A 25,409-nucleotide genomic window follows, 5' to 3' on the forward strand; every position below is an offset into this window, starting at 1 on the left:
CCAAGTGCGCCCGACGGCAATCAGGCCACGTCCGGACCCGGTTCCGGCGCCGCACCCTCGGGGGCCGGCTCTTCGCCGTTGTCCACCTCGGCGTCCAGACGCACCAGGCTGACCAGCGACTCCTCCGCCGGCAGGCGGATCAAGGTGACACCCTGCGTGATGCGGCCGACCTTGGCGATTTCCGCGGCGCGCGTACGCACCAGGGTACCCTGGTCGGAGATCAGCATGATCTCGTGCGTTTCGTCGAGGGACACGGCGCCGACAAGGTTGCCGTTGCGCTCGGAACACTGGATGCCGATGACGCCCTGGATGCCACGGCCCTTGCGCGGATACTTCGACAGCGGCGTGCGCTTGCCGTAACCGCGCGCAGTCGCGGTCAGCACGTAGCTCTCCAACGGCGACGTGGAGCCGTCGGCCAGATCCTCGGCCTCGTCCACCTCGTTGGTCTCGTCGTCGCCACCGGCCTGCTCGGCCGCATGCTCCACCACGAGCAGAGATACGACCTGCGCCCCTTCGGCAAGGCGGATGCCGCGCACGCCTGTGGCGGTGCGACCCATGACGCGCACCTCGCCCTCGGCGAAACGCACGGCGCGGCCATTGGAGGCAAACAGTATCACGTCACTGTTGCCGTCGGTAAGTTCAACGTTGACCAGCGCATCGCCCTCGTCGAGGTTGATCGCGATCTTGCCCTTCTGCAGCTGGAATGCGAATTCGCTGAGCGGCGTCTTCTTCACCGTGCCGTGCTTGGTGGCGAAAAACACGTAGCGGTCTTCGCCGTACTCGCGCACCGGCTGCACGGCCTGCACCTTCTCGCCTGCGGTCAGCGGCAGCAGGTTGATGATGGGTTTGCCGCGCGCGCCCGACCCCGCCTCCGGTATCTGGTAGACCTTGAGCCAATACACGCGACCGGTGCTGGTGAAGGTAAGCAGGGTGTCGTGGGTGTTCACGACCCACAGCTGCTCGACGAAATCCTCGTCCTTCAACGCGGAGGCGGAACGCCCCTTGCCGCCACGCCGTTGAGCACGATAAGTGCTGGCCGGCTGGCGCTTGATGTAGCCGGTGTGCGACAGCGTGACCACCATGTCTTCCGGCGCGATCAGGTCGAGGACGTTCAAGTCCTCCTGCGAGTGCTGAATCTCGGTGCGGCGCGCATCGCCGAACTCGTTCTTGATCGTCTCGAGCTCTTCGCGGATTACCGCGAGCAGGCGTTCCGGATTCTCAAGAATCTCGATCAAGCCGCGGATGGCTTCGAGGATTTCGCGGTATTCGTCGGAGAGCTTCTCCTGCTCCAGGCCGGTGAGGCGATGCAGGCGCATGGCGAGGATCTCCTGCGCCTGTACCTCGGAGAGCTGGTAACCACCAGGCTTGAGACCATCGCGCGGGTCCATGTCCTCCGGCCGCGAAGCCTCGGCGCCTGCAGCGGCGAGCAGCGCACCCACCATGCCCGGCTGCCACTTGCGCGCCAGCATGCGTTCGCGCGCCTCGGCCGGCGAGGCCGAGGTCTTGATCAGCTCGATCATCTCGTCGATGTTGGCTAGCGCGACGGTGAGGCCTTCGAGGATGTGCGCACGGGCGCGTGCCTTGCGCAGTTCGAAGATGGTGCGGCGGGTCACCACCTCGCGGCGATGACGGATGAAGGCCTCGAGGATGTCCTTGAGGTTCAGCAGGCGCGGCTGGCCGTCCAGCAGCGCCACCATGTTGATGCCGAAGGTGACCTGCAGCTGGGTTTGCTGGAACAGGTTGTTCAGCACCACGTCGGCCATCGCGTCCTTGCGGATCTCGATGACGACGCGCATGCCGTCCTTGTCGGACTCGTCGCGCAGCTCGCTGATGCCCTCGATCTTCTTTTCCTTGACCAGCTCGGCGATCTTCTCGATCAGCCGCGCCTTGTTCACCTGGTACGGCAGCTCGTGGACGAGGATGGTCTCGCGGCCGTTGCTCTCGGTCTCGATCTCGGTCTTGGCACGCACCAGGATGCGGCCGCGTCCGGTGCGATAGGCCTCGACGATGCCGGAGGAGCCGTTGATGATGCCGGCGGTGGGGAAGTCCGGGCCGGGAACGTAGCGCATCAGGTCGTCGACCGACAGCACCGGATCGTCGATCAGCGCGATGGTGGCGGCGATAACCTCGTTCAGATTGTGCGGCGGCACGTTGGTGGCCATGCCCACCGCGATACCTGCCGATCCGTTCACCAGCAGGTTCGGCACGCGGGTAGGCAGCACCAGCGGCTCGTTCTCGCTCTCGTCGTAATTGGGCCCGAAGTCGACGGTTTCCTTGTCGATGTCGGCGAGCAATTCGTGCGTGAGGCGCGACATGCGCACCTCGGTGTAGCGCATCGCTGCCGCGTTGTCGCCGTCCACCGAACCGAAGTTGCCCTGGCCATCGACCAGCATGTAGCGCAGCGAGAACGGCTGCGCCATGCGCACGATGGCGTCATACACGGACGCGTCGCCGTGCGGATGGTATTTACCGATCACGTCGCCGACCACGCGGGCCGACTTCTTGTAAGGCTTGTTCCAGGCGTTGCTCAGCTCGTTCATCGCGAACAATACGCGGCGATGTACCGGCTTCAGGCCGTCCCGCACGTCCGGCAGCGCGCGGCCTACGATCACGCTCATCGCGTAGTCGAGATAGCTCTGGCGCATCTCGTCTTCGATGTTGACGCGAATGACTTCTTTGGCGAGTTCTGCCATTGAGTGGCTTCCCTGGAGGACTGAAAGGAGCGCGAGACAAGTGCGGCACGAAGCGCGCACGGAGGCGCCGTCGCATGCCGCGCCAAAGCCTCTCGCGCAATCTTGGAATCATAGCACAGATGCACATTTCAACCAAGCAAAATGCGCTTTTAATTCAATGACTTATGAATGCTCTTTGGGCTTCTTGTAAAGCATCATGCGGGCACCCGCGTAATTGACCACGGCGGCAACGGCCGAACCCACCGCCACGGCCAGCACGGGCCAGCGACGCCAGGACGGAAACAGCAGGAGGCTGCCCGCGTAGGCGGCGTAATTGACCACGGCACCGAAACCCATCAGGGCCATCCAGTGCAGCCATTCGCCCAGCAAGGAACGGCCGCTGGAACGTCCCGCGAAGGTGCGGCTGCGGTTCCACCACCAGGTCACCGTGGCCGCGACGAGAAAGGCAAAGACCTGCGCGACGTAGGGGTTGGCTCCGCACAACGACACCAGCGCCTGCAGGATGGCGGCATCGACCACGAAGCCAATGCCGCCGCCAACCGCGAACAACATCAGCTCGCGACCGTGCCTCATGCGCCGAACATCGTGCGCATCGCGGCTTCGGTCGGCCGCTCGATCACGCCGCGCTCGGTGACGATGGCGTCGATCAGGCCGGCAGGCGTCACGTCGAACACCGGGTTCCAGGCCTCGGCGCCTTCCACCACCACGCGCCTGCCGCCGACGGCGAGCAATTCCGCCGGATCGCGCAGTTCGATCTCGATGTGGTCGCCCGAAGGCGTGGCCATGTCCACCGTGGAAGACGGCGCGGCCACCATGAACTTCACGCCGTGGTGCTTCGCCGCGATGGCGAGCTGGTAGGTGCCGATCTTGTTCGCGGTGTCGCCGTTCGCGGCGATGCGATCGGCGCCCACGACCACCCATTGCACTGCCCCCGACTTCATCAGGTGCGAGGCAGCCGAATCCGCGATCAGCTGCGCGGGAATGCCGTCGCGCACCAGTTCGTACATGGTCAGCCGCGCACCCTGCTGCCAGGGCCGCGTCTCGCCTGCGAACACGCGGGCGATGCGCCCCTGCGCCACGCCCGCACGGATCACTCCCAGGGCCGTGCCGAAGCCAGCGGTAGCCAGCGAACCGGTATTGCAATGGGTGAGCACGCCCGTACCCGGCGCGATCAGCGCCGCACCGAGGCTGCCCATGTGACGATTGGCGGCAAGGTCTTCGTCCTGGATCGCCTGCGCTTCGCGCTCCAGCGTCTGCGCATCCGCACCTGCGGCGACGCGCGCCTTCATGCGGTCCAGCGCCCACATCAGGTTCACCGCGGTGGGCCGCGCCGCGCGCAACTGCGCCAGTGCGGCATCCAGCGGCGCCCCTTGCTGCGCGGCCAGCACCACACCCCACGCGGCAGCGATGCCGATGGCCGGGGCGCCGCGCACGGCGAGATCCTTGATGGCCTGCGTCACCGCGGAGGCGTCGCGGCAATCGATCCAGCGCTCCTCCTGCGGCAACAGGCGCTGGTCGAGCAAACGGAGGTGGTCGCCGCGCCATTGCACGGCGCGGACGCGGTCGTAGCGGTCGTAATCCATGGGAACTTCGTGTGTTGGAGCGAAAAAGTCAGGGCGATTCCGGCATCACCAGCCAGAAAATCAGGTAAATCAGGATGCCCGAGCCACCCAGCAGGGTGAGGATGATCCATGCCACCCGCACCAGGGTCGGATCCCAACCGAGATATTCGGCGATGCCGCCGCAGACACCGGCCAGCGTGCGGTTCTGGCGGGAACGATAGAGACGTTTTTCCATGGATGGCTCCTGTCGGGTCAGTCGCGCGCGCGCAACCACTGGTGGATCGCCGGCGGCACCTCGCGCTGTGCGCGGCCGGAGACGTAGATGCCGATATGGCCGCCCTTGAACGCAAGCTCGGTGTAGTCGGAGGTGCCGATGCGACGCTTCAACGCACGCGAAGCGTCCGGCGGCACCAGATGATCCTGCTCGGCATAGATGTTCAGCACCGGCTGGCTGACCATGCCGAGATCCACCTCGCGGCCGCCGATGACGAGGCCGCCCTTCACCAGCTTGTTGCCCTGGTAGAAATCCTTGATGAACTGGCGGAAGGCTTCGCCGGCCTGATCGGGCGAGTCGAAGATCCAGCGCTCCATGCGCAGGAAGTTCTCCAGCTCCGCGGGCTTGTCGAGGATGTCCACCAGGCTCACGTATTTCTGCTGGTTCAGGCGTACCGGCTTGAGCGTCAGGTAGACCCAGTTCATCAGCATCGCCGGCACGTTGCCCAGCGTATCGACGAACAGATCAGCGTCCATCGCGCGGCACCAGTGCGAAAGCATGTTGTCCGGCGTCTGGAAGTCCACCGGCGTCACCATGGTGACGAGGTTCTTGACCTTCTCCGGATGCATCGCGCTGTAGCACAGCGAAAACGCGCCGCCCTGGCAGATGCCGAGCAGATTGACGGCGTCGAGGCTATGACGTTCGCACAGCGCGTCCACGCAGCGATCGAGGTAGCCGTTGAGATAATCGTCCAGCGTCAGCCAGCGATCGGCTCCGTCCGGGTAGCCCCAGTCGATCAGATAGACGTCCTCGCCCTGCGCGAGCAGGTTGCGCACCAGCGAGCGGTCGGCCTGCAGGTCGGTCATCCAGACCGTGTTGACCAGCGCGTAGACGATCAGCGTGGGAGTCCGCGTGGTGGGCGCGCGATCGCCCTTCATATGCCACAACTTGAGCTTGTCCTCGGCATACACCAGTTCGCGTGGCGTGTTGGCGTAACTGGGCTCGCTCATGCTGCGCAGATGGCCCATGCCGGCACTGAGCTTGCGCTGGAACGTTCCGATTTCCTGCATCAGTCGCGTGGGATCGAGATGGAGCGGGTTATCCATGATGGCTCTTCCTGTCAGCGCTTGCGCGAGCGGCCGTTGGCCAGTACGGGCTTGGCGCGAGCAGGCGCCTTCTTCGCGGCAGTGCTGGCGGCACGCCCGCTGGTGGACTTGGCCACGGCAGCCTTCGCACGTGCCGGCTTGGCCGTAGCCCCATCGTTCCCCGCGGGCTTGACCGCAGCCCCCTGCGTGCGGGCAGGCCTGCCGGCCAGCTCGGCCAACTCGCGGCGCAGCGCCGTCACTTCGCGACGCAACGCGAGGATTTCATCCGCGGCCTCGCCGCCATTCTGCTTGCGCAGGTCGCGGCGCAATTGTTGCAGACGCTCACCCAGCGAGGAAACTTCCTCTCGCGTGGGCAGGCCAAGCTCGCGGCATAGCTGGCCGGTCTGCTTTTGCTGCAGTTGGCGCACGCGCATCTGGCTGTTGATCATCTCGCCATAGGCCGCGCGAAACTCGTCGGACAACGCGACTTCAGCATAGGCCTCCTCCGCGGCGTCAACCCAGAGGTCATACAGCGCCTTGAGCGACTCGATCGGTGGACTCGACGTGTCACGTCTGGCGAGCGTCGCCTGCAGGCGCTCCAGCCCTTGCGTGTTCGCGCGCTGGATCAGCTCCTGGTAGCGCGCATTCGCTTCCAGCGCAGTCTGGATCGCGGTAGCGATTTCCTGATGCTGCATCAACTGTTCGCGATGCAGGCCGAAACCCGGCACCGGACCGCCGGCCGCGACCTGTGCAACAAAACCGCCGCCCTGCATCGATTGCAGCCACGCCTGCCACTGCTGCACGAAACCCTGTGCAGCCGCGTTGTCGATGCCGTTGAAGGCTTGCGTGAAAGGCTGGTTGCCGGAACCCGCCCATGAGCGCAACAGGGTCTGCCAGTCCGTACCAGGCTGACTGGCACCGGCCGCGGCCACGCCCTGCATCCAGTCGAAGCAGCCCTTGAGTCCGGCCAGCGTGCGTTCGAACGCCTCGTTTCCGGGCGGAGGCACGGCGGCGGCGGGCTGCATTTGCCGCAACCATGCATCCCAGGATTGCTGGGCAAGCACCTGCCAATCCTTGATGAAATCGCCTGTCTGTCCGCTCATCGCGCGCCCTCGTCAACCGGTGTTCGTATCGTAGCGCCTCGGGCAATCCCGCAGGCTCGCGGTCAATGTTGCAAAACCCTGCACAACCGCAGATTTGCGTCATCGTACCGGCGATTATGAAGATTGCTTGACACCACCTCGCACTGTCCGGCGAATTGCGCCCCCGGCAACCACTGCTGCAATGCCTCTGCTCCGCTCGCGACATTACTTTCCAGCAGTGCGTAAATGGGGCCTTGGTGGCTATGCAGGCGCTCGCGCACGAGTGCGTTCAACCGGTAATTCCCGGCGTGCTGGTTGAACGATGTCAATCCGATGAACTGGCTGGATTCCGCATTGCCGATGAACGGAATGATGTAAGCCAATGGCTGACCGATCAGCAACACCGTGCTTCCCGGCTCGACGGCTGGCGCACGCACGTGAAATACGGTGTCGGCATAGTCGGCGCGCCCCCAGCTGGGGTAATGACTGCAGTAGACCGACACGAGAAAGATACCGGCCATGCACCATGCAAGCCACGACCGCGACGACCGACCTTTGCCGGCAACGACGAGCAGAGCCTGTATCGCCAGCAACAGCAACAAGCCCGTCAAGGCTTCAAGTGGGATCACATACCGCAGTATCGAGAACAGCCGCAGCCACGCCACATAGGCCAGCACGACGAATACCGCCAACAGGCGTAAGGCACGTCCACCGGCCGCGGGTTGCTTGCGACGAAACCATGCAGAGGCAGCCAATACGGCCAGCGCGGCCATCGCCAATGCGTAACGCGGATCGGCAAATCTTGTTTCGGTGACCAGCCACTGGTTCTTGAACACCCAGTAGCACGGATAAAACAGCCATTGCCCAGCTGTTTTCGGCAGGAAACGAATATCGGTACCACTGACGGGCGGCAGCCAAGCCGAATGGAAAACCTGGTTGAACATCGGAAACACGGGGTTTCCGGTCAGGCTCCACAGCTTCACGCCCCACCAGCCATAGACGGCAAGAAATCCACCCGACGCCGCGGCCACGAACAGCAGACACAGCCGCCATGTCCCCGCACGGCCCACGCAAGCCACCAGCAAGGCGCACGCCAGGGCTGGCGAATAGACGATGGCCGTGGACTTCAATCCCGCCGCCAAGCCGCATAGCAGGCCAGCCAGCAAGACCCGTTGGGCCGCCCGCTCGACCGGATCTTCGGCACATAGCGGCAGTAGCAGGTAGACGGCCAGCAATACCAGCATGGCCAACGGCATCTCGTTGGAACTCAGTCCGACCTGCGATACGGTCATGGTGCCCGTGGCGCCGATCAGCACTGCGAACAAGTCGCCCGCGCCGAAGGCTCTCCCCTGCAAATCCGCCAACCGCATTGCGATCCGCAGCAACACGAACACCATGCCGCCGTACCACAGCCCTTGCAGGGCGGCCAACAGTCGCGGCAGGTGCGCAAGCGGCCCCATGCCAAGCAGGTAATACGGCAGATCCAGCAACGGATTGAAATAGCTTTGGAGCCCGGCCGCAGCGAGATCGAGCGTGAGTCGCCCGTGCAGCAAGGCCCATACGTTGTAGAGGTGGTAATTCCGCAGATCCCAGCTAGAGTCCTGCCTCAGGAACAAAGCTCCAATCGCCCCGAGCAACAAGCAGATAGGCAAGGCATGGCGGTCGACGGCGCTGCGCAGATCCGGCATCCGCATCAGCGCGCGCCCTGCGTCGACCAGCATCCCGGCGCCGGTTGGCCGAGATAAGCCAAGTGCTTCTGCTCGCGTCGCCCCAGGGTCACTGTGTCGAGCACCAACCCGCAGACCAGGAACACCCCGCCAAGCAACGTCAGCGACGCGCACAGGATCGCCGTCGGGAAGCGCGGCACCAGGCCGGTCGACAGGTAGGTAGCGAACAACGGCCACGCCAGCACGGCGGCCAACAGCAGGCATGACGCGCAAGCCAGCGAGAAAAAAGCCAGTGGCTTACCGTTCTTGGCCAATTTCAGGATGGTCAGCAAGATGCGCCAGCCGTCACGCCACGTGTTCAGTTTGCTGTGCGAGCCTTCGGGGCGCGCAAAATAGCGGTTGGGTACTTCCGCTACCGGCATGCGCAGCTCCAGCGCATGCACCGCCAGCTCGGTCTCGATCTCGAACCCCTGCGCATCGACAGGAAACGACTTCACGTAACGGCGCGACATCACTCGATAACCCGACAGCATGTCGGTGAAACTGCGTCCGAAGATCCGTCCTGCCAGGCCAGTCAGCATACAGTTGCCGAACCGGTGGCCCGGGCGAAATGCCAGATGCTGCCCGGTCACGCGGCTGCCCACCACGAGATCAAGGTGCTCGTCCAATAGGCGCTGGATCATTGCGGGTGCATCGCTGGCGTCGTAGGTGGCGTCGCCGTCCGCCATCACATAGATATCCGCGTCCACGTCGGCAAACATCCGCCGCACGACGTTGCCCTTGCCTTGCAGCCGCTCTTGCCGAACCTCGGCGCCGGCTGCGCGAGCCACCGATGCTGTGTCGTCGGTCGAATTGTTGTCGTACACGACGATGCGAGCCTGCGGCAGGCTTTCGGCGAAATCCCGCGCCACTTTGCCGATAGCCACCGCCTCGTTGAAGCACGGAACCAACACCGCTACACGCTGCATCCCGCTGGCTGGCATCGGGTTCCCTCGCTCTTTGCTTGGCAAGCCTGGATTCTAACAAGCACCTGTGACGGATCGGACCGGAATCCAGCCGGCTTTCGTTTGCTCGTATACGAAAACGCCCCGCAGTTGCGGGGCGTTTCCGGAGACACGCGATGCGAAGCGCGGCTATATCAGCCCTCGCCCTCCGCCACCGCTTTCATGGACAGGCGGATGCGGCCCTGCTTGTCCACTTCCAGCACCTTGACCTTGACGATGTCGCCTTCCTTGAGCTTGTCGGAAACCTTCTCGACGCGCTCGTTGGAGATCTGCGACACGTGCACCAGGCCGTCCTTGCCCGGCATGATGGTGACAAATGCGCCGAAGTCCATCAGCTTGGCGACCTTGCCTTCGTAGATGCGGCCCGGCTCGACGTCGGAGACGATCTGCTCGATGCGCTTCTTCGCCGCTTCGCCCGCGTCGCGGTTGACCGAGGCGATGATCACGGTGCCGTCGTCGTTGATGTCGATCGTGGCGCCGGTCTCCTCGGTGATCGAGCGGATGGTGGCGCCGCCCTTGCCGATGACCTCGCGGATCTTGTCCGGGTGGATCTTGATGGTGATCAGGCGCGGCGCGTACTCGCTCATCTCGGTGCGCGCGGTGCTGAGCGCCTTGGCCATCTCGCCGAGGATGTGCAGGCGGCCACGCTGGGCCTGGGCCAGCGCCACTTTCATGATCTCCTCGGTGATGCCGTCGATCTTGATGTCCATCTGCAGAGCGCTGATGCCCTCGGACGAACCGGCCACCTTGAAGTCCATGTCGCCGAGGTGATCCTCATCGCCCAGGATGTCGGACAGCACGACGAAATCGTTGCCTTCCTTCACCAGGCCCATTGCGATGCCGGCCACCGGCGCCTTCAGCGGCACGCCCGCGTCCATCATCGCCAGCGAGGAACCACAGACCGACGCCATCGACGAGGAGCCGTTCGACTCGGTGATTTCCGACACCACGCGCAGCACGTAGGGGAACTCTTCCATCGACGGCTTGACCGCCTGCACGCCGCGCTTGGCGAGGCGGCCGTGGCCGATTTCGCGACGCTTCGGCGCGCCGAAGCGGCCAGCTTCGCCCACCGAGAACGGCGGGAAGTTGTAATGGAACAGGAACGGATCCTTCGACTCGCCGGCCGGTGCGTCGATGATCTGCGCGTCACGCGTGGTGCCGAGGGTGACCACCACCAGCGCCTGCGTCTCGCCGCGGGTGAACAGCGCCGAGCCGTGGGTGCGCGGCAGCACGCCCACGCGGGCGGTGATCGCGCGGATGTCGTCGAGTTGTCGGCCGTCGATGCGCTGCTTGGTCTTCAGCACGCCGCTGCGCAGGGTGTTGTATTCGATCTCGGCAAACGCGTTGTTGATCTCGAGGTCGGACCAGCCGTGCGAAGCGGCGCTCACGGCGATGCCAGCCTTGATGTCGCTCTTCAGCGCACTGATCGCGTCGCGGCGCTCCAGCTTGTCGCGGATCGCGAAGGCCTTGACCAGACGATCGCCGAGGATGCTCTCGATGGCCGAGAACAGGGCATCGTTGCGTGCCGGCGCTTCCCACTTGAACGGCTTGCGGCCAGCCTCGGCCACGAAGGCGTTGATCGCTTCGACGGCGACCTGCATCTGCTGGTGGCCGAACACCACCGCGCCGAGCATCACCTCTTCGGAAAGCAGCTCGGCCTCGGATTCCACCATCAGCACCGCACCGGCAGTACCGGCGACAACTAGGTCAAGCTTCGAGCCGGCCAGCTCGGAGGCATCGGGGTTGAGCAGGTACTGGCCGTTGGCGTAACCGACGCGGGCGGCGCCGATTGGGCCCTTGAACGGGATGCCGGCGAGGGTCAGCGCGGCGGAGGCGCCAAGCAGCGCCGGGATGTCGCCATCGACCTCGGGATTCAGCGAAACGACCTGCGCGATGACCTGCACTTCGTTCTTGAACTCTTCCGGGAACAGCGGGCGCACCGGACGATCGATCAGGCGCGAGGTCAGCGTCTCCTTCTCGGTCGGACGGCCTTCGCGCTTGAAGAAGCCGCCCGGGATACGACCGGCCGAGTAGAACTTCTCGACGTAGTCGACGGTGAGCGGGAAGAAGTCCTGGCCTTCCTTCGCCTTGGCCGCGGCCACGGCGGTGACCAGCACCACGGTGCCGCCCATGCTGACCATGACCGCGCCGGACGCCTGGCGGGCGATTTCGCCCGTCTCCAGCGTGACTTGGTGCTTACCGTACTGGAATGACTTGGTTACTTTCGCCACGATGATTTCCTGCCTTTTTGAAGAGTGCGACCATGGATGGCCGCCTCTTGATCTTTGCGTTCACGGGCGAACGCAGAACCCTTGGAGAGTGCGGCCATGCATGGCCGCCCTTTTGACTTTCGCGTTCAGGACGAACGCAAAAGTTACCTCCGGAGGCCGAGGCGCTCGATCAGGCTCTGGTAACGGGCCAGATCGCGATCCTTCAGGTAGGCGAGCAGGCTCTTGCGGCGGTTCACCAGCTTCAGCAGGCCGCGGCGCGAGTGGTGATCCTGCTTGTGCGACTTGAAGTGCTCGGTGAGGTGCTCGATGCGGGCGGACAGCAGCGCCACCTGCACTTCGGTGGAGCCGGTGTCGTTCGGCACGCGGCCGAAGTCAGCGATGATCTTGCCGGTCTGTTCTGCGTTGAGCGACATGGTGATACCTGTTTCCTTGAAAAGACGATGCGAAGCTTGCGTTTGCGTCATCGGCGATGACACAAACGCAAGCTTCGACTATGGATGAAAGTGTCGGAATAACTTGTTTATTCTAACGGCTGCGCGGGCTTGGCAACAAGGGATGCCCTGATCAAATCCGCGCAGGCGTCACCGGTTCTGCCCATTCGCAGGCCGCAGGATCATCGACAAAGGCAGGCTGGTGGTCGGTCGAGGCGATGGGCCGAAGGCATGCGGACGGGCAGAATCAGCCCCAACGTATTGAAATTCAGAGCGACGGGGTGATGTCCAGAAGGCCCGCTGCATGGATTTGATCAGGGCATCCCTGGGGCGACAGGACAGAAACGGACGAATTCACGGCGGCGGCAGGTTGAAACCGCGCAGGATGCGGCTGCGTCCGTCCACATCCAGCTCCAGCAGCGCCAGCAAGGCACCGTCGCTGGCAAACGCGGCGTGCGGTCCACGGGCCCCAGCCACCACGATGGGCTGGCCGCGGGCGATGGCCTGGCTCTGTGCCTCGTCCAGTTGCAGCTTCGGCCAGTCGTCCAGCCCTGCCTCTACCGGCAACAGCCAGGCCAACAAGGCCTCGTCGCCTTGCGACGCGGCCTCCTCCAGCGCGGTCAGCGTGACCATGCGTGGCTCGAGGAACGGCTCCACCCACAGCCGGCGCAAGGCGGTGAGGTGAGCACCGCAACCCAGCGCCTCGCCCAGGTCCACGGCCAGTGAACGCACATAGGTGCCCGAACCGCACTCCACTTCGAACACCAGGGTGTCGGCGGCATGGGACAACAGTTCAAGCCGATGGACTTCGATCTCCCGCGGCGGCGCCTGCACCGCTTCGCCGCGGCGCGCCTTGAGGTACAGCCGCTCACCACCCTGCTTGAGTGCCGAATACGCTGGAGGCACCTGTACGATACGGCCCCGCAGCGGTGCCAGCGCAGCCTCGATGGCGACATCGTCCAGCGCAGGCACCGGCCGTTCGCGCTGCACCTCGCCCTCGCGGTCGGCGGTTGCCGTGGTGACACCCAGCCGGCATTCGGCCCGGTAAGCCTTGCGCGCGCCAAGCAGGTTGCCGGCCAGTTTGGTGGCCTCGCCGAAGCACAGCGGCAACAGGCCAGTAGCCATCGGATCGAGCGCGCCGGTATGGCCGCCCTTGGCGGCACGGAACAGGCGGCGCACCGATTGCAGGACCTGGCTGGAGCTGATGCCTTCCGGCTTGTCGAGCAGCACGATACCGTGCAGATCGCGCCAGGCGATGCGAGGGAGCTTGCGGTCGCGGTGCATGAAGCCCGGATTACGTCTCGTCATCCGACGGCGCGGCATCGCCCGCATCGCGCAGCAGCGCATCGATGCGTTCGCCCTTGTCCACCGAGTCGTCGTATTTGAAGCGCAGTTCCGGCACGCGCCGCAGCCGCATGCTGCGCGACAGCGCGCGCCTGAATTCGCCGGCCAGCGTGTTCAGCGCCTTCACCGCCGCGGCCGATTGTTCGGGCAGCAGCGCGGTCACCCACACCGAGGCGAAGTCGAGATCGCGGCTCACCTCCACGTCCGACACGCTGCACGACGGCAACCCATGGTCGCGCACCGCGGCATGCACCAGCATGCTCAGTTCGCGGCGCAGTTCGGCACCTACGCGGTCGGTACGTTTGAAGTCGCGGGAAGGCATGATTGGTTGGGTATCTTGTTGGGAAAAGCAATAAAGCCAAAGCGCGTTACTGATGCCGAGAAAATGCCATCCAGCACTTTCCTGGCTCGGCGCGCCGGGCATACGCCTGTCGCACCTCCACCGAAGCCGCGACTAACGCCGCTGCTTCTCGTACGGCCATCCATGGCCGCGTTCTGCCTTGCAACACCTTTTGGGCGTTACAGGGTACGAGCCACCTCGATGCGCTCGAAGCACTCGATCTGGTCGCCGACCTTGACGTCGTTGTACTGCTTCACGGCGATACCGCACTCCATGCCGTTGCGCACCTCGTCGACGAGGTCCTTGAAGCGGCGCAGCGATTCCAGCTCGCCCTCGAACACCACGGTGTTGTCGCGCAACACACGGATCGGCTTGTTCCGCTTGACCACGCCCTCGACCACCATGCAGCCGGCCACCGCACCGAACTTGGAGCTGCGGAACACGTCGCGCACCTGGGCGATACCGATGATCTCCTCGCGCACTTCCACGCCCAGCAGGCCGGAAGCCGCCTGCTTCACCTGGTCGATCACGTCGTAGATGATCGAGAAGTAGCGGACGTCCAGGCCCGCGGTGTCGATCACCTTGCGCGCCGAAGCGTCGGCACGCACGTTGAAGCCGATCACCAGCGCCTTGGAAGCCGCCGCCAGGGTGGCATCGGACTCGGTGATGCCACCGACGCCGGCGGAAATCACGTTGACCTTGACGTTCTCATTGCCGATGGCGCTGAGCGATTCGCGCAGCGCCTCGACCGAACCCTGCACGTCGGCCTTGACCAGGATGTTGAGCGTCTGTTGGCCGGCACCCTGGCCCATCTGCGCCATGATGTCCTCGAGGCGGTTGGCCTTGCTGACCATGCGCGTCTCGCGGCGCTTGAGCTGGCGCTCGGCGGCCACTTGCTTGGCCAGCTTCTCGTCGGCCACCACCACGAAGTCGTCGCCCGCTTCCGGCACGCCGGAGAGGCCCAGCACCTGCACGGGGATCGAGGGACCGGCTTCCTGCACGGTCTTGCCGGTTTCGTCGATCAGCGCGCGCATGCGACCGTATTCGATGCCGCAGACCACGAAGTCGCCGCGCTTCAGCGTGCCCTGCTGCACCAGCACCGTGGCCACCGGGCCGCGGCCCTTGTCCAGGCTGGACTCGATCACCACGCCCGAGGCGGCGCCATCGACCACCGCGGTGAGTTCCATCACCTCGGCCTGTACCGAGATCGCGTCGAGCAGGGCATCGATGCCCATGCCGGTCTTGGCCGACACCGGCACGAACGGCGTATCGCCGCCCCACTCTTCCGGGATCACTTCCAGGTTGCCAAGGCCCTGCTTGACGTGGTCGGGATTGGCGTCGGTCTTGTCCATCTTGTTGAGCGCCACGATCAGCGGCACCTTGGCGGCCTTCGCATGCTTCACGGCTTCGGCCGTCTGCGGCATCACGCCGTCGTCGGCGGCCACCACCAGCACCACGATGTCGGTGGACTGCGCGCCGCGGGCACGCATCGCGGTAAACGCCGCGTGGCCCGGGGTGTCGAGGAAGGTGATCACGCCCTTCGGCGTTTCCACGTGGTAGGCACCGATGTGCTGGGTGATGCCGCCGGCTTCGCCCGAAGCCACCTTGGTGCGGCGGATGTAATCCAGCAGCGAGGTCTTGCCGTGGTCGACGTGGCCCATGATGGTGACCACCGGCGGCCGCGGCTGCTTCTCGCCTTCCAGCTCCACGCTCTGCGTATGCGCGGCCAGTGCGGCCTCGGCGTTGCTGGCGTTGGACTCGATCACCTTGTGGCCGAGTTCCTCCACCACCAGCATCGCGGTATCACGGTCGATGGTCTGGTTGATGGTAGCCATCACGCCCATCTTGAACAGGGCCTTGACCACCTCGGACCCCTTGACCGCCATCTTCTGCGCCAGTTCGGCGACCACGTTGGCGTCGCCCACCACCACCTCGCGCACGACAGCGGCGGTGGGACGGGTGAAGCCATGCGCACCGGCTGCCGGCGCGCCGCCGCGCACGGCCTCGCGCACGGCGCCCTTGGCCGGCTTGCCGCGCTTGCCGCTGGAGCGGCGGGCGCGGTCGGCGTCGCTCAGGTGCATCTCGCCAGCGGCGAAACGTTTGCCACCGGCGACGTCGTCGCGATCGCGGCCGCCATGGCGGGCCTTGCCGCGTGCGTCGGCCGCCGCCGCCGCAGGTGCGGCGGCGCGCGCAGGCGCAGCCGCCGGGGCGGGCGCAGGTGCCGGCTTGACCAGCTTCTCGCGCTTGCGCGGCTCGTGCACCTGCGGAACGATCATGCCCAGGCCGCGCGTGTCGAGGCGCTGCACCACGGGTTGCGCTTCTTCGGCGGCCTCGCCGACAACTACGGGTTCAGCCGACTCCGGGACCGGTTCGGCGACGTCCTCTGGCTCCTTCGCGGCGGCGGCCTCGGCTTCCGCCGCGGCCTGGCGGCGACGCTCCTCGGCTTCCTCCTGCTCGCGACGCTGCTCTTCCAGCGCACGCTCTTGCGCTTCCTGCTTGCGCTGCTCGGCCTCGCGGCGGCCTTGTTCTTCCTGCGCACGCTGCTCGCGGGATTCGGCCAGCTTGCGCACTGCATCTTCGCGCTCGGGCTCGACGCTCGCCTCTTCGGCGATCACGCTGCGCTTGACGTAGGTGCGCTTGGCGCGCACTTCGACGGACACGGTCTTGGCCGTGGGTGCCGCACCGCGGCCGCCCGGCGTGGAGACCTTCAGCTCGCCGACCGTACGACGCTTCAGCGTGACCTGGCGCGGCGCGCTGTCGGCAGCCTCCGCATCCAGCTCGCTCTTGCCGTGGGCGCGGCGCAGGAAGCCGAGCAGCTTCACCTTTTCGGTGCTGCTGACCACCTGCTCCGGATCGGAGAAATTCATGCCTGCCTCGGCAAGCTGGTTGAGCAGCTTGTCCACCGGCTTGCCCACCAGCTGGGCGAGTTGTTTGATCGTGATGTCCGACATCGTGTTGTTTCTCCGCCTTTCCCGCGCTTGTCGTCCGTGCGGCCTACGCCGCGCGAACACCGCCGTCCATGGTGGAAGGCCTTCGCCTTCCTCGGCGCGCCCGTCCGGGGCGCGGCCGTTCGCGGTTAGCCGCCCTTCTCCAATTGCTCGATCATCGGCGCACGCGCCGCCATGATCATCGCGGCGGCCCGCTCTTCGGTCATGCCTTCGATGTCGATCAGGTCGTCCACCGCCTGGTCAGCAAGGTCGTCCAACGTGGCCACGCCCCGCGCAGCCAGCGCATAAGCCGTCTCTTCGTCCATGCCCTTGAGCGCCAGCAGCTCTTCGCTGGGCTGATGCTCGTCGAGGTTCTCTTCGACGGCCAGCGCCTCGGTGAGCAGCGCATCGCGGGCACGGGCCCGCAGTTCCTCGACGATGTCCTCGTCGAAGCCTTCCACCGCCAGCAGCTCGGCGCTGGGCACGTAGGCGATTTCCTCGACGCTGGAGAAGCCTTCCTGCACGAGGATGTTGGCGATCTCCTGGTCCACTTCGAGCTTTTCCATGAACAGGTTGCGGGCAGCCTCCTGCTCGGCCTCGCTCTTGGCGGCGACCTGGTCCTGCGTCATCACGTTGAGCTGCCAGCCGGTGAGCTTGCTGGCGAGGCGCACGTTCTGGCCGCCGCGACCGATGGCCTGCGAAAGCTTGTCCTCCGCCACGGCGATGTCCATCGAGTGCTTGTCCTCATCCATGATGATGGACTGCACTTCGGCGGGCGCCATCGCATTGATGACGTACTGCGCCTGGTTCTCGTGCCACAGAATGATGTCCACGCGCTCGCCGTTGAGGTCGTTGGACACCGCCTGCACACGCGAGCCGCGCATGCCGATGCACGCGCCGATAGGATCGGTGCGGTTGTCGTGCGCCAGCACGGCGATCTTGGCGCGGTCGCCCGGATCGCGCGCGCAACCCTTGATCTCGACCAGGCCCTGGCCGACTTCCGGCACCTCGAGCTTGAACAGCTCGATCATGAATTCCGGTGCGGCGCGCGACACGAACAGCTGCGGCCCGCGCACTTCAGACTTCACTTCGTACAGGTAGCCGCGCACGCGGTCGCCCACGCGCACCGACTCGCGCGGAATGGTCTTGTCGCGCGGGATGAAAGCCTCGGCATTGCCGCCGAGATCGAGGTAGATGTTGCCGCGCTCGACGCGCTTGACGATGCCCGTGAGCAGCTCGCCCACGCGGTCCTTGTAGGCGTCCACCACCTGCTGGCGCTCGGCTTCGCGCACGCGCTGCACGATCACCTGCTTGGCGGCCTGCGCGGCGATGCGGCCGAATTCGGCGTTCTCGATCTGCGTCTCGACATACTCGCCCACCTGGGCATCAGCGCGCTCGTCCACCGCGTCCATCAGTCGCAGCTGGTAGAACGGCGACTCCATCTCGCCGTCGTCGGCGATGACTTCCCAGCGACGGAAAGTTTCGTACTCGCCGGTGTCATGGTTGATGGAAACACGGATGTCCGGCTCTTCCTCGGGGTAGCGCTTCTTGGCGGCCGAGGCCAGCGCGGCCTCCATCGCTTCGAAGATCACTTCGCGCGGCACGCCCTTCTCGTTGGCAACCGCGTCGACCACCAGCAAAAGTTCTTTGCTCATTGCTGCAACTCCATGGACGCCCCGACGGCGACCGGTGATTTTTTGCATTCATCCCGTGAATGCGAAGGTCAAAAAGCAGCCACCCTTGGCTGCACTATTCAATATTTCTACACTCATCCATGATCGCAAAGATCAAGAAGCGACTGTCCATGGTCGCACTTTTCAGCATTTTTGCGTCCATCCGCGATCGCGAAGATCAAGAGCAACCACCCACGACCGATCTCTTCAATGGAGCTTCAATCAAGCTTTTTCTTGCTGGGACCCTTGCCAGGCTTGGGCTTGGGCGCATAGCCCAGCTCCACCCAGTCCGGCACCACGCGGGCACTTTCCACCTGCGCGTGCTCGAAGGCGAAGACCCTGCCCTCGGCTTCCAGCGAAATACGTTCGCCTTCCACCGACAGCAGCTTGCCGCGCAAGCGGCGACGGCCTTCCAGCGGCGCGCGCAACAGCAACTTCACTTCCTGGCCGACTACGCGCGCAAACTGCGCAGCTGTGAACAGCGGGCGGTCGAGGCCAGGGGAAGAAACTTCCAGAACATAATGGCCGGGAATCGGATCTTCAACGTCCAGCATGGCGGAAAGCTCGCGGCTGGCCGCTTCGCAATCCTCGATGCCCACCTCGCGGCGCTCGCCATCGGCGCCGGCGGCACCTTCAGGAATATCCAGGTAAACGCGCAGGGTGCTCTGCCCCTGGGATGGCGAAAACTCCACGCCGATGCACTCCAGGCCGAGGTCGGCCAGGATCGTGCTGAAGCGTTGTGCAAGTGCGTTCGTATCCATCATGCGTTTCCAAATCGCAAAAACAAAAAATGGGCTCGACGGCCCATTCCCTGCTCCTTGCCGGAGCGTCCTCGCCGATGTACCGACTCCAGGCGGCTCATCCGGCGCCTGCCGCGACAAAACCGCAGCAAGCGCGACGCCATCCTGGCGCCCAACAAAAAAGCCTCACGAGGAGGCTTTCTTGCTCTAAGAAAGATCTGGTAGCGGGGGCAGGATTCGAACCTGCGACCTTCGGGTTATGAGCCCGACGAGCTGCCAGACTGCTCCACCCCGCATCAGAGTCCGGAGAGTGTAACGATGCTTGCCTATATTCGCAAGCCGCATTCACGCGCCGGCTCCGAAGTCCCCCTCCCCCGAGAGCAGCCGGGGATGAACTTACCCGTTTGCCGTCACTTCGGCAGCACTCCTAAATATCTGCGCAGCGCATCAGGCTTGCTGCCGTAACATGCCGCATCGGAGACGCCGCGATGGATCGACTGCCTCTTTTGCGCGGCATCGGGCGTACTCGATTCCGCGCGAAGTCGATGGGGCAACACGCAGGCCGGATCGAAGGACGTCTGCAGCGTTTCAGAAGTCGCCGTAGACCACGACGATTTCTTCCAGGGCGCAAACACGTCGACCCACAGCACGACAGCAGCGCATCATCGAATCAGATCGGCGCGCTTACGCCGGCAGCGCGACATGAGTGCGATGCCTGATCGCGGCGAGCGAGGTTCCGCGCGGGCACGCGCTCTTTACTTCCCGCAAAGCCCTGGTCGAGCTAGCGCACGATAGGCATCAACTGTTTCAGCCCGGTGTGGCGAGCCAGATTCATGGACCGTCCCCTCCGGATTTCTCACCGCATCGCCTTTCGTAAAATGTAAAATAATCATACTTATCATGATAACGTAGGGCTCCTCTGAAGCAGCTTTTTCCGGTCCAACGGAAGACGGTTCCGAACCGTGGCAAGCGCCACGCGCAGACAGGAACTCGTGCTAGCGGGGGGGTACAACATGAAGTTGATTGTCCGCGTCACCCTGGCTCTATGCGCGTCCTTGGTGTGGCCATCGCATCGTGCCGTGGCAGCAGACGGCACGAGGTCGTTCCAGTTGGACGACCTGCGCAAATTGACCCGTCTGAGCGAACCGCAGATCTCGCCAGATGGCCAGCGCATCGCGGTGATAGCGTCCACTCCGGATTGGGCATCGGACCAACGACGCCAGCAAATCGATCTGGTCGATACGGCTAGCGGCGCAGTACGTGTACTGACTTGGCAGCGCAAACAACTGTCCATGCCGCGCTGGTCGCCCGACGGGAGCCAACTCGCCTTCCTCGCCAAAGATGCCGAGACCAAACAAGCGCAGATTTTCGTGTTGCCGATGGATGGCGGCGATGCTTCGCGCATCACCACAGCTGCCGGGGGCGTAGACGGCTATGGCTGGAGTCCGGACGGCCGGCAGATCGCGTTCGTTAGCGAAGACGAACCGGCCAAACCGGCGAGCGGCAAACCGCAGGGCGATGCCTTTCGCGTCGGAGACAACGACTTCTTGGCGCGATCGGCGCGCGCGCCTTGGCAATTGTGGGTGGTGTCGAGCCAGGGCGGCGAGGCGAGGCGACTCACACAGGGCGACGGCAGCCTGTTCACCGAGCAGCAGGACCATGCGCCCGAGCCGGTCTGGACTCGCGACGGGCGCCGCATCGTCTTTACCCGCTTCCCGAACGCCTACTGGGGCAGCTCGTTCAAGTCGGTGATTGCGAGCGTCGCCGTCGAAGGCGGCCAGCCCGAGCTACTGGCGCCGGAGGAAGGCAGCATGGACCCGGCTTACGCGCCCGGTGACGATGCGTTTGCCTACGTGCGGCCGCGGCAAGGCGACCGGAACAATGGCAACGCGGTCTATGTCGCCATCGACGGCAAGGTCAACGACGCTACGCAGAAGTTGGCTCGGCATATCGAAGCCTATGCATGGCTGCCCGGCGGCCACGCCTTGTTGCTGGAGGGCGACGACGGCACGCGGACATCGCTGTGGGAGCAACCACTGGCGCATCCGGCGAAGAAGCTCGATCTCGGCGATACGCTCGTCCACCCACCGTTGTCGGTGTCGCAGCCCGGCGCGATCGCTTACGTGGGCAGCACTGCCACACACCCTGATGAGCTTTATGTGATGGATTCGACGACCGCCAGGCCGCGTCGGCTCACCGACGTCAATGCCTTCATCGACAGCTTGACCCTCGGGCGCAGCGAATCCGTGGCATGGACAGGTCCCGACGGGTTCCCCGAAGACGGCGTGCTTACCTATCCCGTGGGTTATGCGGCAGGGAAGAAATATCCGCTGGCCTTGGTCATCCACGGCGGCCCGCAAAGTGCCTCCAATGTGTCGTTCTCCCCGCTGCCGCAATTGCTGGCGGCACGAGGGATTGCCGTGTTTCAACCGAATTACCGTGGCAGCAGCAATCTTGGCGACGCCTACCAACACGCGATCTTCCGCGACACAGCGACTGGCCCGGGCAACGATGTCATGGCCGGGCTCGCGGCCGTGGAAAAACTGGGACTGGTCGACGAGCAGCACGTAGCCGTCAGCGGCTGGTCCTATGGCGGTTTCATGACCGCCTGGCTCACGAGCCACTATGGGGTCTGGAAGGCGGCGGTGGCGGGCGCACCGCTCACCGACTGGGTGATGGACTACACCGTGTCCTATTACCAGCAGGGCGACGACTTCTACTTCGGTGGCTCACCGTGGACAGCCCAGTCCTGGGATATCTGGCGCGAGCAATCGCCGATCGCCTATGTCCGGAACGTCACCGCGCCCACCCTGATCATGGGCGACGTGGGCGACCCGGACGTGCCCCTGGTCAACAGCTACGAGTGGTACCACGGCCTGCGCGACAACGGCGTACCCGTGGAGTTATATGCCTACCCGGCCGACACGCACTTCCCTCACGACATCGCACGCACCACCGACGTGTACCGGCGCTGGGTGGACTGGCTGGTGCGGTATCTGGAGTGAGAACAGCGCGTCCCCCGATGGCGAGCGGCCAGCCATTCGCCACCTGTTGCACGTACCCATCCTTCAACCAGCAGAACGATGCATCGGCGGTGGTGAAATCGGGTCGGCGATACACTGCCGCGCGAGCAGACGCCGCTCGTCGAATGAAAACCGAACCTCCCCTGGCATGGCAAGGGAGGGTTCGATGCTGCCGGTCAGAAGTCGTACGACACGTAGAAACGGACCATGCGCGGTGGCGTCATTCCCTGAACCAAACCATAGCCCGGATTAGGCACCGTCGATTGTCCGTAGTTGTTTATCAACTGGATCGGCGTCTGTTTGTTGAACACGTTGAACACGGCGAGATTGAAGTTCCACTCGTGCTTCATCCAGGCCGGGCTGTAATTCACGTTGAGATCGAGCGTGTGGATCCACGGCATCGAGCCCAGCGAACCAGGGGGCGCCGGCTGACCGCCGCACCAGTGGTAGGCGCTACCGTAGCCGACGGGATCCGTCTGGCCAGGGCCGTAGTAGCCGATGCAGACCTTGGGCGTGCCGGAGGAAATGTATAGATTGCCACCGAACCGCCAGTCCGGATTGATCTGGTAGAAGCCGTAGGCTTTCAGCGCGTTGGTGTGGTTGTTGGGCTGCACGCCGTACGAATAGTCCATCAACGACGCTTCGTCCCACTGCGGCGTCAAGGCGACCGAGGTGCCACCGCCACCGCCGCTCAGGCCGACGTAGGAATCCACCGGCCCCTCCGTGTTGCCCCACGAGCGCGACCAGATGTAAGTGACGATGCCGTACCACTTGCCGTCGAAGGGATGCTCCAGCGAGAGGTTGACTGCGTAATAGCGGCGCTCGACCTTGCGCGGGAATCCCTGGTCCTGTGGCGTGATCACCACCTTGTGCAGGTTGCCGTTGCCGTCGGAGATCAGGAGATCGTTGGTCTGCGTCGGGTTGATCAGCACGAAGCCCGGCGCGACATTGCTGCAGCTGGAGAGCCGCTGATCCAATGTCGTGCCCGCATACTGCAGGCCCTGCGCGATCGCCGCCCGGCACATGGCGGTGGTGTCATCCCAGTCGTCGATGATGTTCGGACCCATGTCCTGATACACACCATTGGCGCTGAACACGTACTTCGACCCCAGCATGTCGAATTCCTGCTTCATGCCCAGCACGAAGTTGTCGGAATACTCGGCCTTGATGTTGGTCGCCGCCGCGGCTGCCGCATTCACCGGCTGGCCGTAAGCGTTGAAAGCGGACACGCCCACGTCGCCACGGCCGCCGTTGTTCTCCGCGATCGGCACCAAGCCGAGCGGGACGCCCGTGACCGGGTCGATGCCGGAATAGGTGTAATACTTCGAAGCCTGGTACGCGGTCGCCGTGGCGTTCCAGGAGACCGCCGCCGGCAGCGCGAGGTAGTAGCGGCCCGCATTGCCGTATATCTGCAAGGTCGCATCGCCGTGCACGTCCCAGCTGAAACCGAGGCGCGGCGCCCATTGCGGCTTCGTCAGCCGGGCGAAGGGCGCCCCGGAAGCAGCGTGGTTGACGAACTGGTCGTCGCGCAGGCCCAGATCCAGCAGCAATCGCGGAGTGACCTGCCAGTTGTCCTCGATGTACTGCGCCTGCTGGGTCAGGCGCGTCGACGCCACCAGGATGTTGTAGACCTGCTGGACATAGTAGCCACCCGGATTGGGGCCGTTCGAATTCGGCGCGGCGACGTAGGGCGGCCGGTTGGGGTCACTGCCGATGATGGGCGTGCCGGGATCGCCCTGCTCGTATGCCCAGCCGTAGCCCGGCCCGGTCATGACCGAGCCTTCGTCGTGATCCCAGGTCTGCAGGTTGTCGATGCCCGCCCGCAGGTCATGGTTGCCCAGCTGATATTCCAGGTCGATGCGGTAATTCATCTCCATCGAGCTGTGCGCCGGGTCGGAGATCGTCGAGGAAGTCTGGGTATTGGAGATCGGCCCGTTGGGTATGAAGGCCGGGTTCTCCGTCGAGGCGTTGGCGATGTTCGGCAATGCGGGGTTGTATCCCGGATACGGCTCGGCGATCACCGGGTATTCGGCGCGAACCTTGCCGAACATCGCGTGCAACGTGAAGTCGTCGGTGATGTAGGAGGTGTAGTTGGCCACCCACATGTCGTAGCTGTTCTTGGTGGTCAACGGCTTGGAGGAAAAACTGCCGTTCTGCAACGTGTCGTAGTTGAAGTTGTAATTGGACGACCAGACCTTGTTGGAGTTCTGCACGCCCGACAACGTCAGCACGTTGTTCTCGTTGATGTTCCAGTTGATCTTGGCGTAAAGCTTCGGCTGGTGCTGGGTATACACATTGGTGTACGGCGAGCCGACCGAACCGGTCGATTCTCCGCTGATGTCGTCGCGCTCGACGCCCAGGAAGAACGTCAGCTTGTCCTTGATCAGGGGACCGCTCACATACGCGTCGTAGACGCTTTCCTGCTGCCGGTTGCCCGCGTTGTACGTGTACAGATTCCCTGGCGTTTCCGCAGGGTTGAGGGCGTATTGGCCGGTGTAGAGCGGGTTGTCCCAGTATTCGTTGCGAGTGTCGGCGGTCAGGCTGGCCGGCGTCCACTGGGCCTTGAAACCGAAATGCCAGTCGTTCGTGCCGGGCTTGCCGATTTCGTTGATCACGCCGCCGATCGTGCGGCCGTAACGGGCACCATAACCGGACGTCATGGTCTGCTGCTGATCGATGGCGCCGTACGGCAGCGGCACGCCACCCTGCCCGGTCACCGCATCGGTCGTATTCATGCCGTCGATGAAATAGGCGTTTTCCGCAACCGACGCACCGCCGAACGACAGCAACGGATTTCCCAGTTGCCCTTTGCCAAGCGACGGTGCTCCCATCGCCACACCCGGCGCCAGCATCGCAATGGCTTCGGCAGTGTTTCCCAGCGGAAGGCGGGCGAGCTGGGCAGAGGTGATCGTGGTCACCTGGTTGCTGGTCGTCACATCGATCGGCGGAACGGCGCTGGCGGTAACTACGACGCCACTCAATGCTTTCGGATTGTCCGATGTGCCGCCGGTGCTGGCAAAGCTGACAGTAGCCGTGCCGGAGGCAGCCGGGCTGACGTTCGCGCGGGATTGCACCGGCTTGCCATCGCGCAACAAGGTGACTGTATAGGTGCCGACCGGGAGGATCATCGAGTACTGGCCCGACGAATCCACTGGAATGGTGCGATCGAATCCGGTGGTGCTGGTGATACGAACGCTCTCGTTCGGAGCCACCGGCACCGTGCCGCGGATGGTGCCGGTGACCGACTGCGCCAGCACAGCTTCGGCACAAACGAGGCAGAAACAACCGCCGATCGCCAGAACCAGCGTCTTGCGCGGCAGCGCAAGGCAACGCGATCGATTACCCGATGCATGCTTCATGACTTCACCCTCCCCGGTGGCAGTCTGGCTGCCT

At 64.4% G+C, this 25,409-nt stretch carries 18 protein-coding genes and 1 tRNA gene; 1 reads left to right on the forward strand and 18 read right to left on the reverse strand.

Translation table 11 applies throughout. The features are described from left to right. Window positions 1–20: 20 nt before the first annotated feature. From gyrA to ISP25_RS05665, 17 genes are all read right to left on the reverse strand, one after another. A complete protein-coding gene (gene gyrA, locus ISP25_RS05585; protein ID WP_404612323.1) occupies window positions 21–2,693 on the reverse strand; it encodes a DNA gyrase subunit A in 2,673 nt (890 codons plus the stop codon). Between the two features lie 162 nt (window positions 2,694–2,855). Further along, on the reverse strand, window positions 2,856–3,266 hold the full coding sequence (locus ISP25_RS05590) for a GtrA family protein (RefSeq protein ID WP_404612325.1): 411 nt from the start codon (window positions 3,264–3,266) through the stop codon (window positions 2,856–2,858). Beyond that, complete coding sequence (mtnA, locus tag ISP25_RS05595; protein WP_404612327.1) at window positions 3,263–4,276, reverse strand: S-methyl-5-thioribose-1-phosphate isomerase; 1,014 nt, start codon at window positions 4,274–4,276, stop codon at window positions 3,263–3,265. Before mtnA ends, ISP25_RS05590 begins: the two co-directional genes overlap by 4 nt. Before the next feature lie 28 nt (window positions 4,277–4,304). Further along, window positions 4,305–4,490: a PspC domain-containing protein gene (locus ISP25_RS05600; protein ID WP_192155138.1), complete on the reverse strand. Its 186-nt coding sequence runs from the start codon at window positions 4,488–4,490 to the stop codon at window positions 4,305–4,307. A gap of 17 nt (window positions 4,491–4,507) precedes the next feature. After that, window positions 4,508–5,575: a class III poly(R)-hydroxyalkanoic acid synthase subunit PhaC gene (locus ISP25_RS05605; RefSeq protein WP_404612329.1), complete on the reverse strand. Its 1,068-nt coding sequence runs from the start codon at window positions 5,573–5,575 to the stop codon at window positions 4,508–4,510. 14 nt (window positions 5,576–5,589) lie between these two features. Next, window positions 5,590–6,657 carry a poly(R)-hydroxyalkanoic acid synthase subunit PhaE gene (locus ISP25_RS05610; RefSeq protein ID WP_404612331.1) on the reverse strand — a complete coding sequence of 356 codons (1,068 nt, stop codon included), beginning with the start codon at window positions 6,655–6,657 and terminating at the stop codon, window positions 5,590–5,592. 62 nt (window positions 6,658–6,719) lie between these two features. Continuing rightward, a complete protein-coding gene (locus ISP25_RS05615; RefSeq protein WP_404612333.1) occupies window positions 6,720–8,357 on the reverse strand; it encodes a hypothetical protein in 1,638 nt (545 codons plus the stop codon). Beyond that, the gene (locus ISP25_RS05620; protein ID WP_404612335.1) at window positions 8,330–9,286 is read right to left on the reverse strand and encodes a glycosyltransferase family 2 protein; all 957 of its coding nucleotides are present in this window, start codon (window positions 9,284–9,286) and stop codon (window positions 8,330–8,332) included. Before ISP25_RS05620 ends, ISP25_RS05615 begins: the two co-directional genes overlap by 28 nt. Window positions 9,287–9,441: 155 nt before the next feature. Beyond that, window positions 9,442–11,538, reverse strand: coding sequence for a polyribonucleotide nucleotidyltransferase (gene pnp / locus ISP25_RS05625; RefSeq protein ID WP_192155128.1), 2,097 nt, complete (start codon window positions 11,536–11,538; stop codon window positions 9,442–9,444). Between the two features lie 143 nt (window positions 11,539–11,681). Next, on the reverse strand, window positions 11,682–11,951 hold the full coding sequence (gene rpsO, locus ISP25_RS05630; RefSeq protein ID WP_192106900.1) for a 30S ribosomal protein S15: 270 nt from the start codon (window positions 11,949–11,951) through the stop codon (window positions 11,682–11,684). 372 nt (window positions 11,952–12,323) lie between these two features. Continuing rightward, window positions 12,324–13,277: a tRNA pseudouridine(55) synthase TruB gene (gene truB / locus ISP25_RS05635; protein WP_404612338.1), complete on the reverse strand. Its 954-nt coding sequence runs from the start codon at window positions 13,275–13,277 to the stop codon at window positions 12,324–12,326. Next, window positions 13,264–13,635 (reverse strand): 30S ribosome-binding factor RbfA, encoded by a 372-nt coding sequence (gene rbfA / locus ISP25_RS05640; protein ID WP_404612340.1) that lies wholly within the window; start codon window positions 13,633–13,635, stop codon window positions 13,264–13,266. The genes truB and rbfA overlap by 14 nt, the downstream gene beginning before the upstream one ends. A gap of 197 nt (window positions 13,636–13,832) precedes the next feature. After that, entirely contained in the window at window positions 13,833–16,604 is a 2,772-nt protein-coding gene (infB, locus tag ISP25_RS05645; protein ID WP_404612342.1) for a translation initiation factor IF-2, read from the reverse strand. Between the two features lie 125 nt (window positions 16,605–16,729). After that, complete coding sequence (gene nusA / locus ISP25_RS05650; protein WP_192155122.1) at window positions 16,730–18,235, reverse strand: transcription termination factor NusA; 1,506 nt, start codon at window positions 18,233–18,235, stop codon at window positions 16,730–16,732. 236 nt (window positions 18,236–18,471) lie between these two features. Next, window positions 18,472–19,014, reverse strand: coding sequence for a ribosome maturation factor RimP (locus ISP25_RS05655; protein ID WP_192155120.1), 543 nt, complete (start codon window positions 19,012–19,014; stop codon window positions 18,472–18,474). Window positions 19,015–19,212: 198 nt separating this feature from the next. Next, a tRNA-Met gene (locus ISP25_RS05660) sits at window positions 19,213–19,289 on the reverse strand. A 114-nt stretch (window positions 19,290–19,403) separates the two neighbouring features. Continuing rightward, window positions 19,404–19,643 (reverse strand): hypothetical protein, encoded by a 240-nt coding sequence (locus ISP25_RS05665; protein WP_404612344.1) that lies wholly within the window; start codon window positions 19,641–19,643, stop codon window positions 19,404–19,406. A 363-nt stretch (window positions 19,644–20,006) separates the two neighbouring features. On the opposite strand from ISP25_RS05665, the gene ISP25_RS05670 reads away from it, so the two are divergent. Continuing rightward, window positions 20,007–21,998 carry a S9 family peptidase gene (locus ISP25_RS05670; protein ID WP_404612345.1) on the forward strand — a complete coding sequence of 664 codons (1,992 nt, stop codon included), beginning with the start codon at window positions 20,007–20,009 and terminating at the stop codon, window positions 21,996–21,998. 194 nt (window positions 21,999–22,192) lie between these two features. Here the strand turns inward: ISP25_RS05670 and ISP25_RS05675 are convergent, their stop codons facing one another. Then, window positions 22,193–25,375 (reverse strand): TonB-dependent receptor, encoded by a 3,183-nt coding sequence (locus tag ISP25_RS05675; protein WP_404612346.1) that lies wholly within the window; start codon window positions 25,373–25,375, stop codon window positions 22,193–22,195. Between the last annotated feature and the right edge of the window lie 34 nt (window positions 25,376–25,409).

This window comes from Rhodanobacter hydrolyticus (assembly GCF_044904645.1).

Excerpts from the sequence above, each read along its gene's own strand:
- gyrA (WP_404612323.1), bottom strand. The coding sequence starts at position 2,693 with ATGGCAGAACTCGCCAAAGAAGTCATTCGCGTCAACATCGAAGACGAG.
- ISP25_RS05590 (WP_404612325.1), bottom strand. The coding sequence starts at position 3,266 with ATGAGGCACGGTCGCGAGCTGATGTTGTTCGCGGTTGGCGGCGGCATT.
- mtnA (WP_404612327.1), bottom strand. The coding sequence starts at position 4,276 with ATGGATTACGACCGCTACGACCGCGTCCGCGCCGTGCAATGGCGCGGC.
- ISP25_RS05600 (WP_192155138.1), bottom strand. The coding sequence starts at position 4,490 with ATGGAAAAACGTCTCTATCGTTCCCGCCAGAACCGCACGCTGGCCGGT.
- ISP25_RS05605 (WP_404612329.1), bottom strand. The coding sequence starts at position 5,575 with ATGGATAACCCGCTCCATCTCGATCCCACGCGACTGATGCAGGAAATC.
- ISP25_RS05610 (WP_404612331.1), bottom strand. The coding sequence starts at position 6,657 with ATGAGCGGACAGACAGGCGATTTCATCAAGGATTGGCAGGTGCTTGCC.
- ISP25_RS05615 (WP_404612333.1), bottom strand. The coding sequence starts at position 8,357 with ATGCTGGTCGACGCAGGGCGCGCGCTGATGCGGATGCCGGATCTGCGC.
- ISP25_RS05620 (WP_404612335.1), bottom strand. The coding sequence starts at position 9,286 with ATGCCAGCCAGCGGGATGCAGCGTGTAGCGGTGTTGGTTCCGTGCTTC.
- rpsO (WP_192106900.1), bottom strand. The coding sequence starts at position 11,951 with ATGTCGCTCAACGCAGAACAGACCGGCAAGATCATCGCTGACTTCGGC.
- truB (WP_404612338.1), bottom strand. The coding sequence starts at position 13,277 with ATGACGAGACGTAATCCGGGCTTCATGCACCGCGACCGCAAGCTCCCT.
- rbfA (WP_404612340.1), bottom strand. The coding sequence starts at position 13,635 with ATGCCTTCCCGCGACTTCAAACGTACCGACCGCGTAGGTGCCGAACTG.
- infB (WP_404612342.1), bottom strand. The coding sequence starts at position 16,604 with ATGTCGGACATCACGATCAAACAACTCGCCCAGCTGGTGGGCAAGCCG.
- nusA (WP_192155122.1), bottom strand. The coding sequence starts at position 18,235 with ATGAGCAAAGAACTTTTGCTGGTGGTCGACGCGGTTGCCAACGAGAAG.
- ISP25_RS05655 (WP_192155120.1), bottom strand. The coding sequence starts at position 19,014 with ATGGATACGAACGCACTTGCACAACGCTTCAGCACGATCCTGGCCGAC.
- ISP25_RS05670 (WP_404612345.1), top strand. The coding sequence starts at position 20,007 with ATGAAGTTGATTGTCCGCGTCACCCTGGCTCTATGCGCGTCCTTGGTG.
- ISP25_RS05675 (WP_404612346.1), bottom strand. The coding sequence starts at position 25,375 with ATGAAGCATGCATCGGGTAATCGATCGCGTTGCCTTGCGCTGCCGCGC.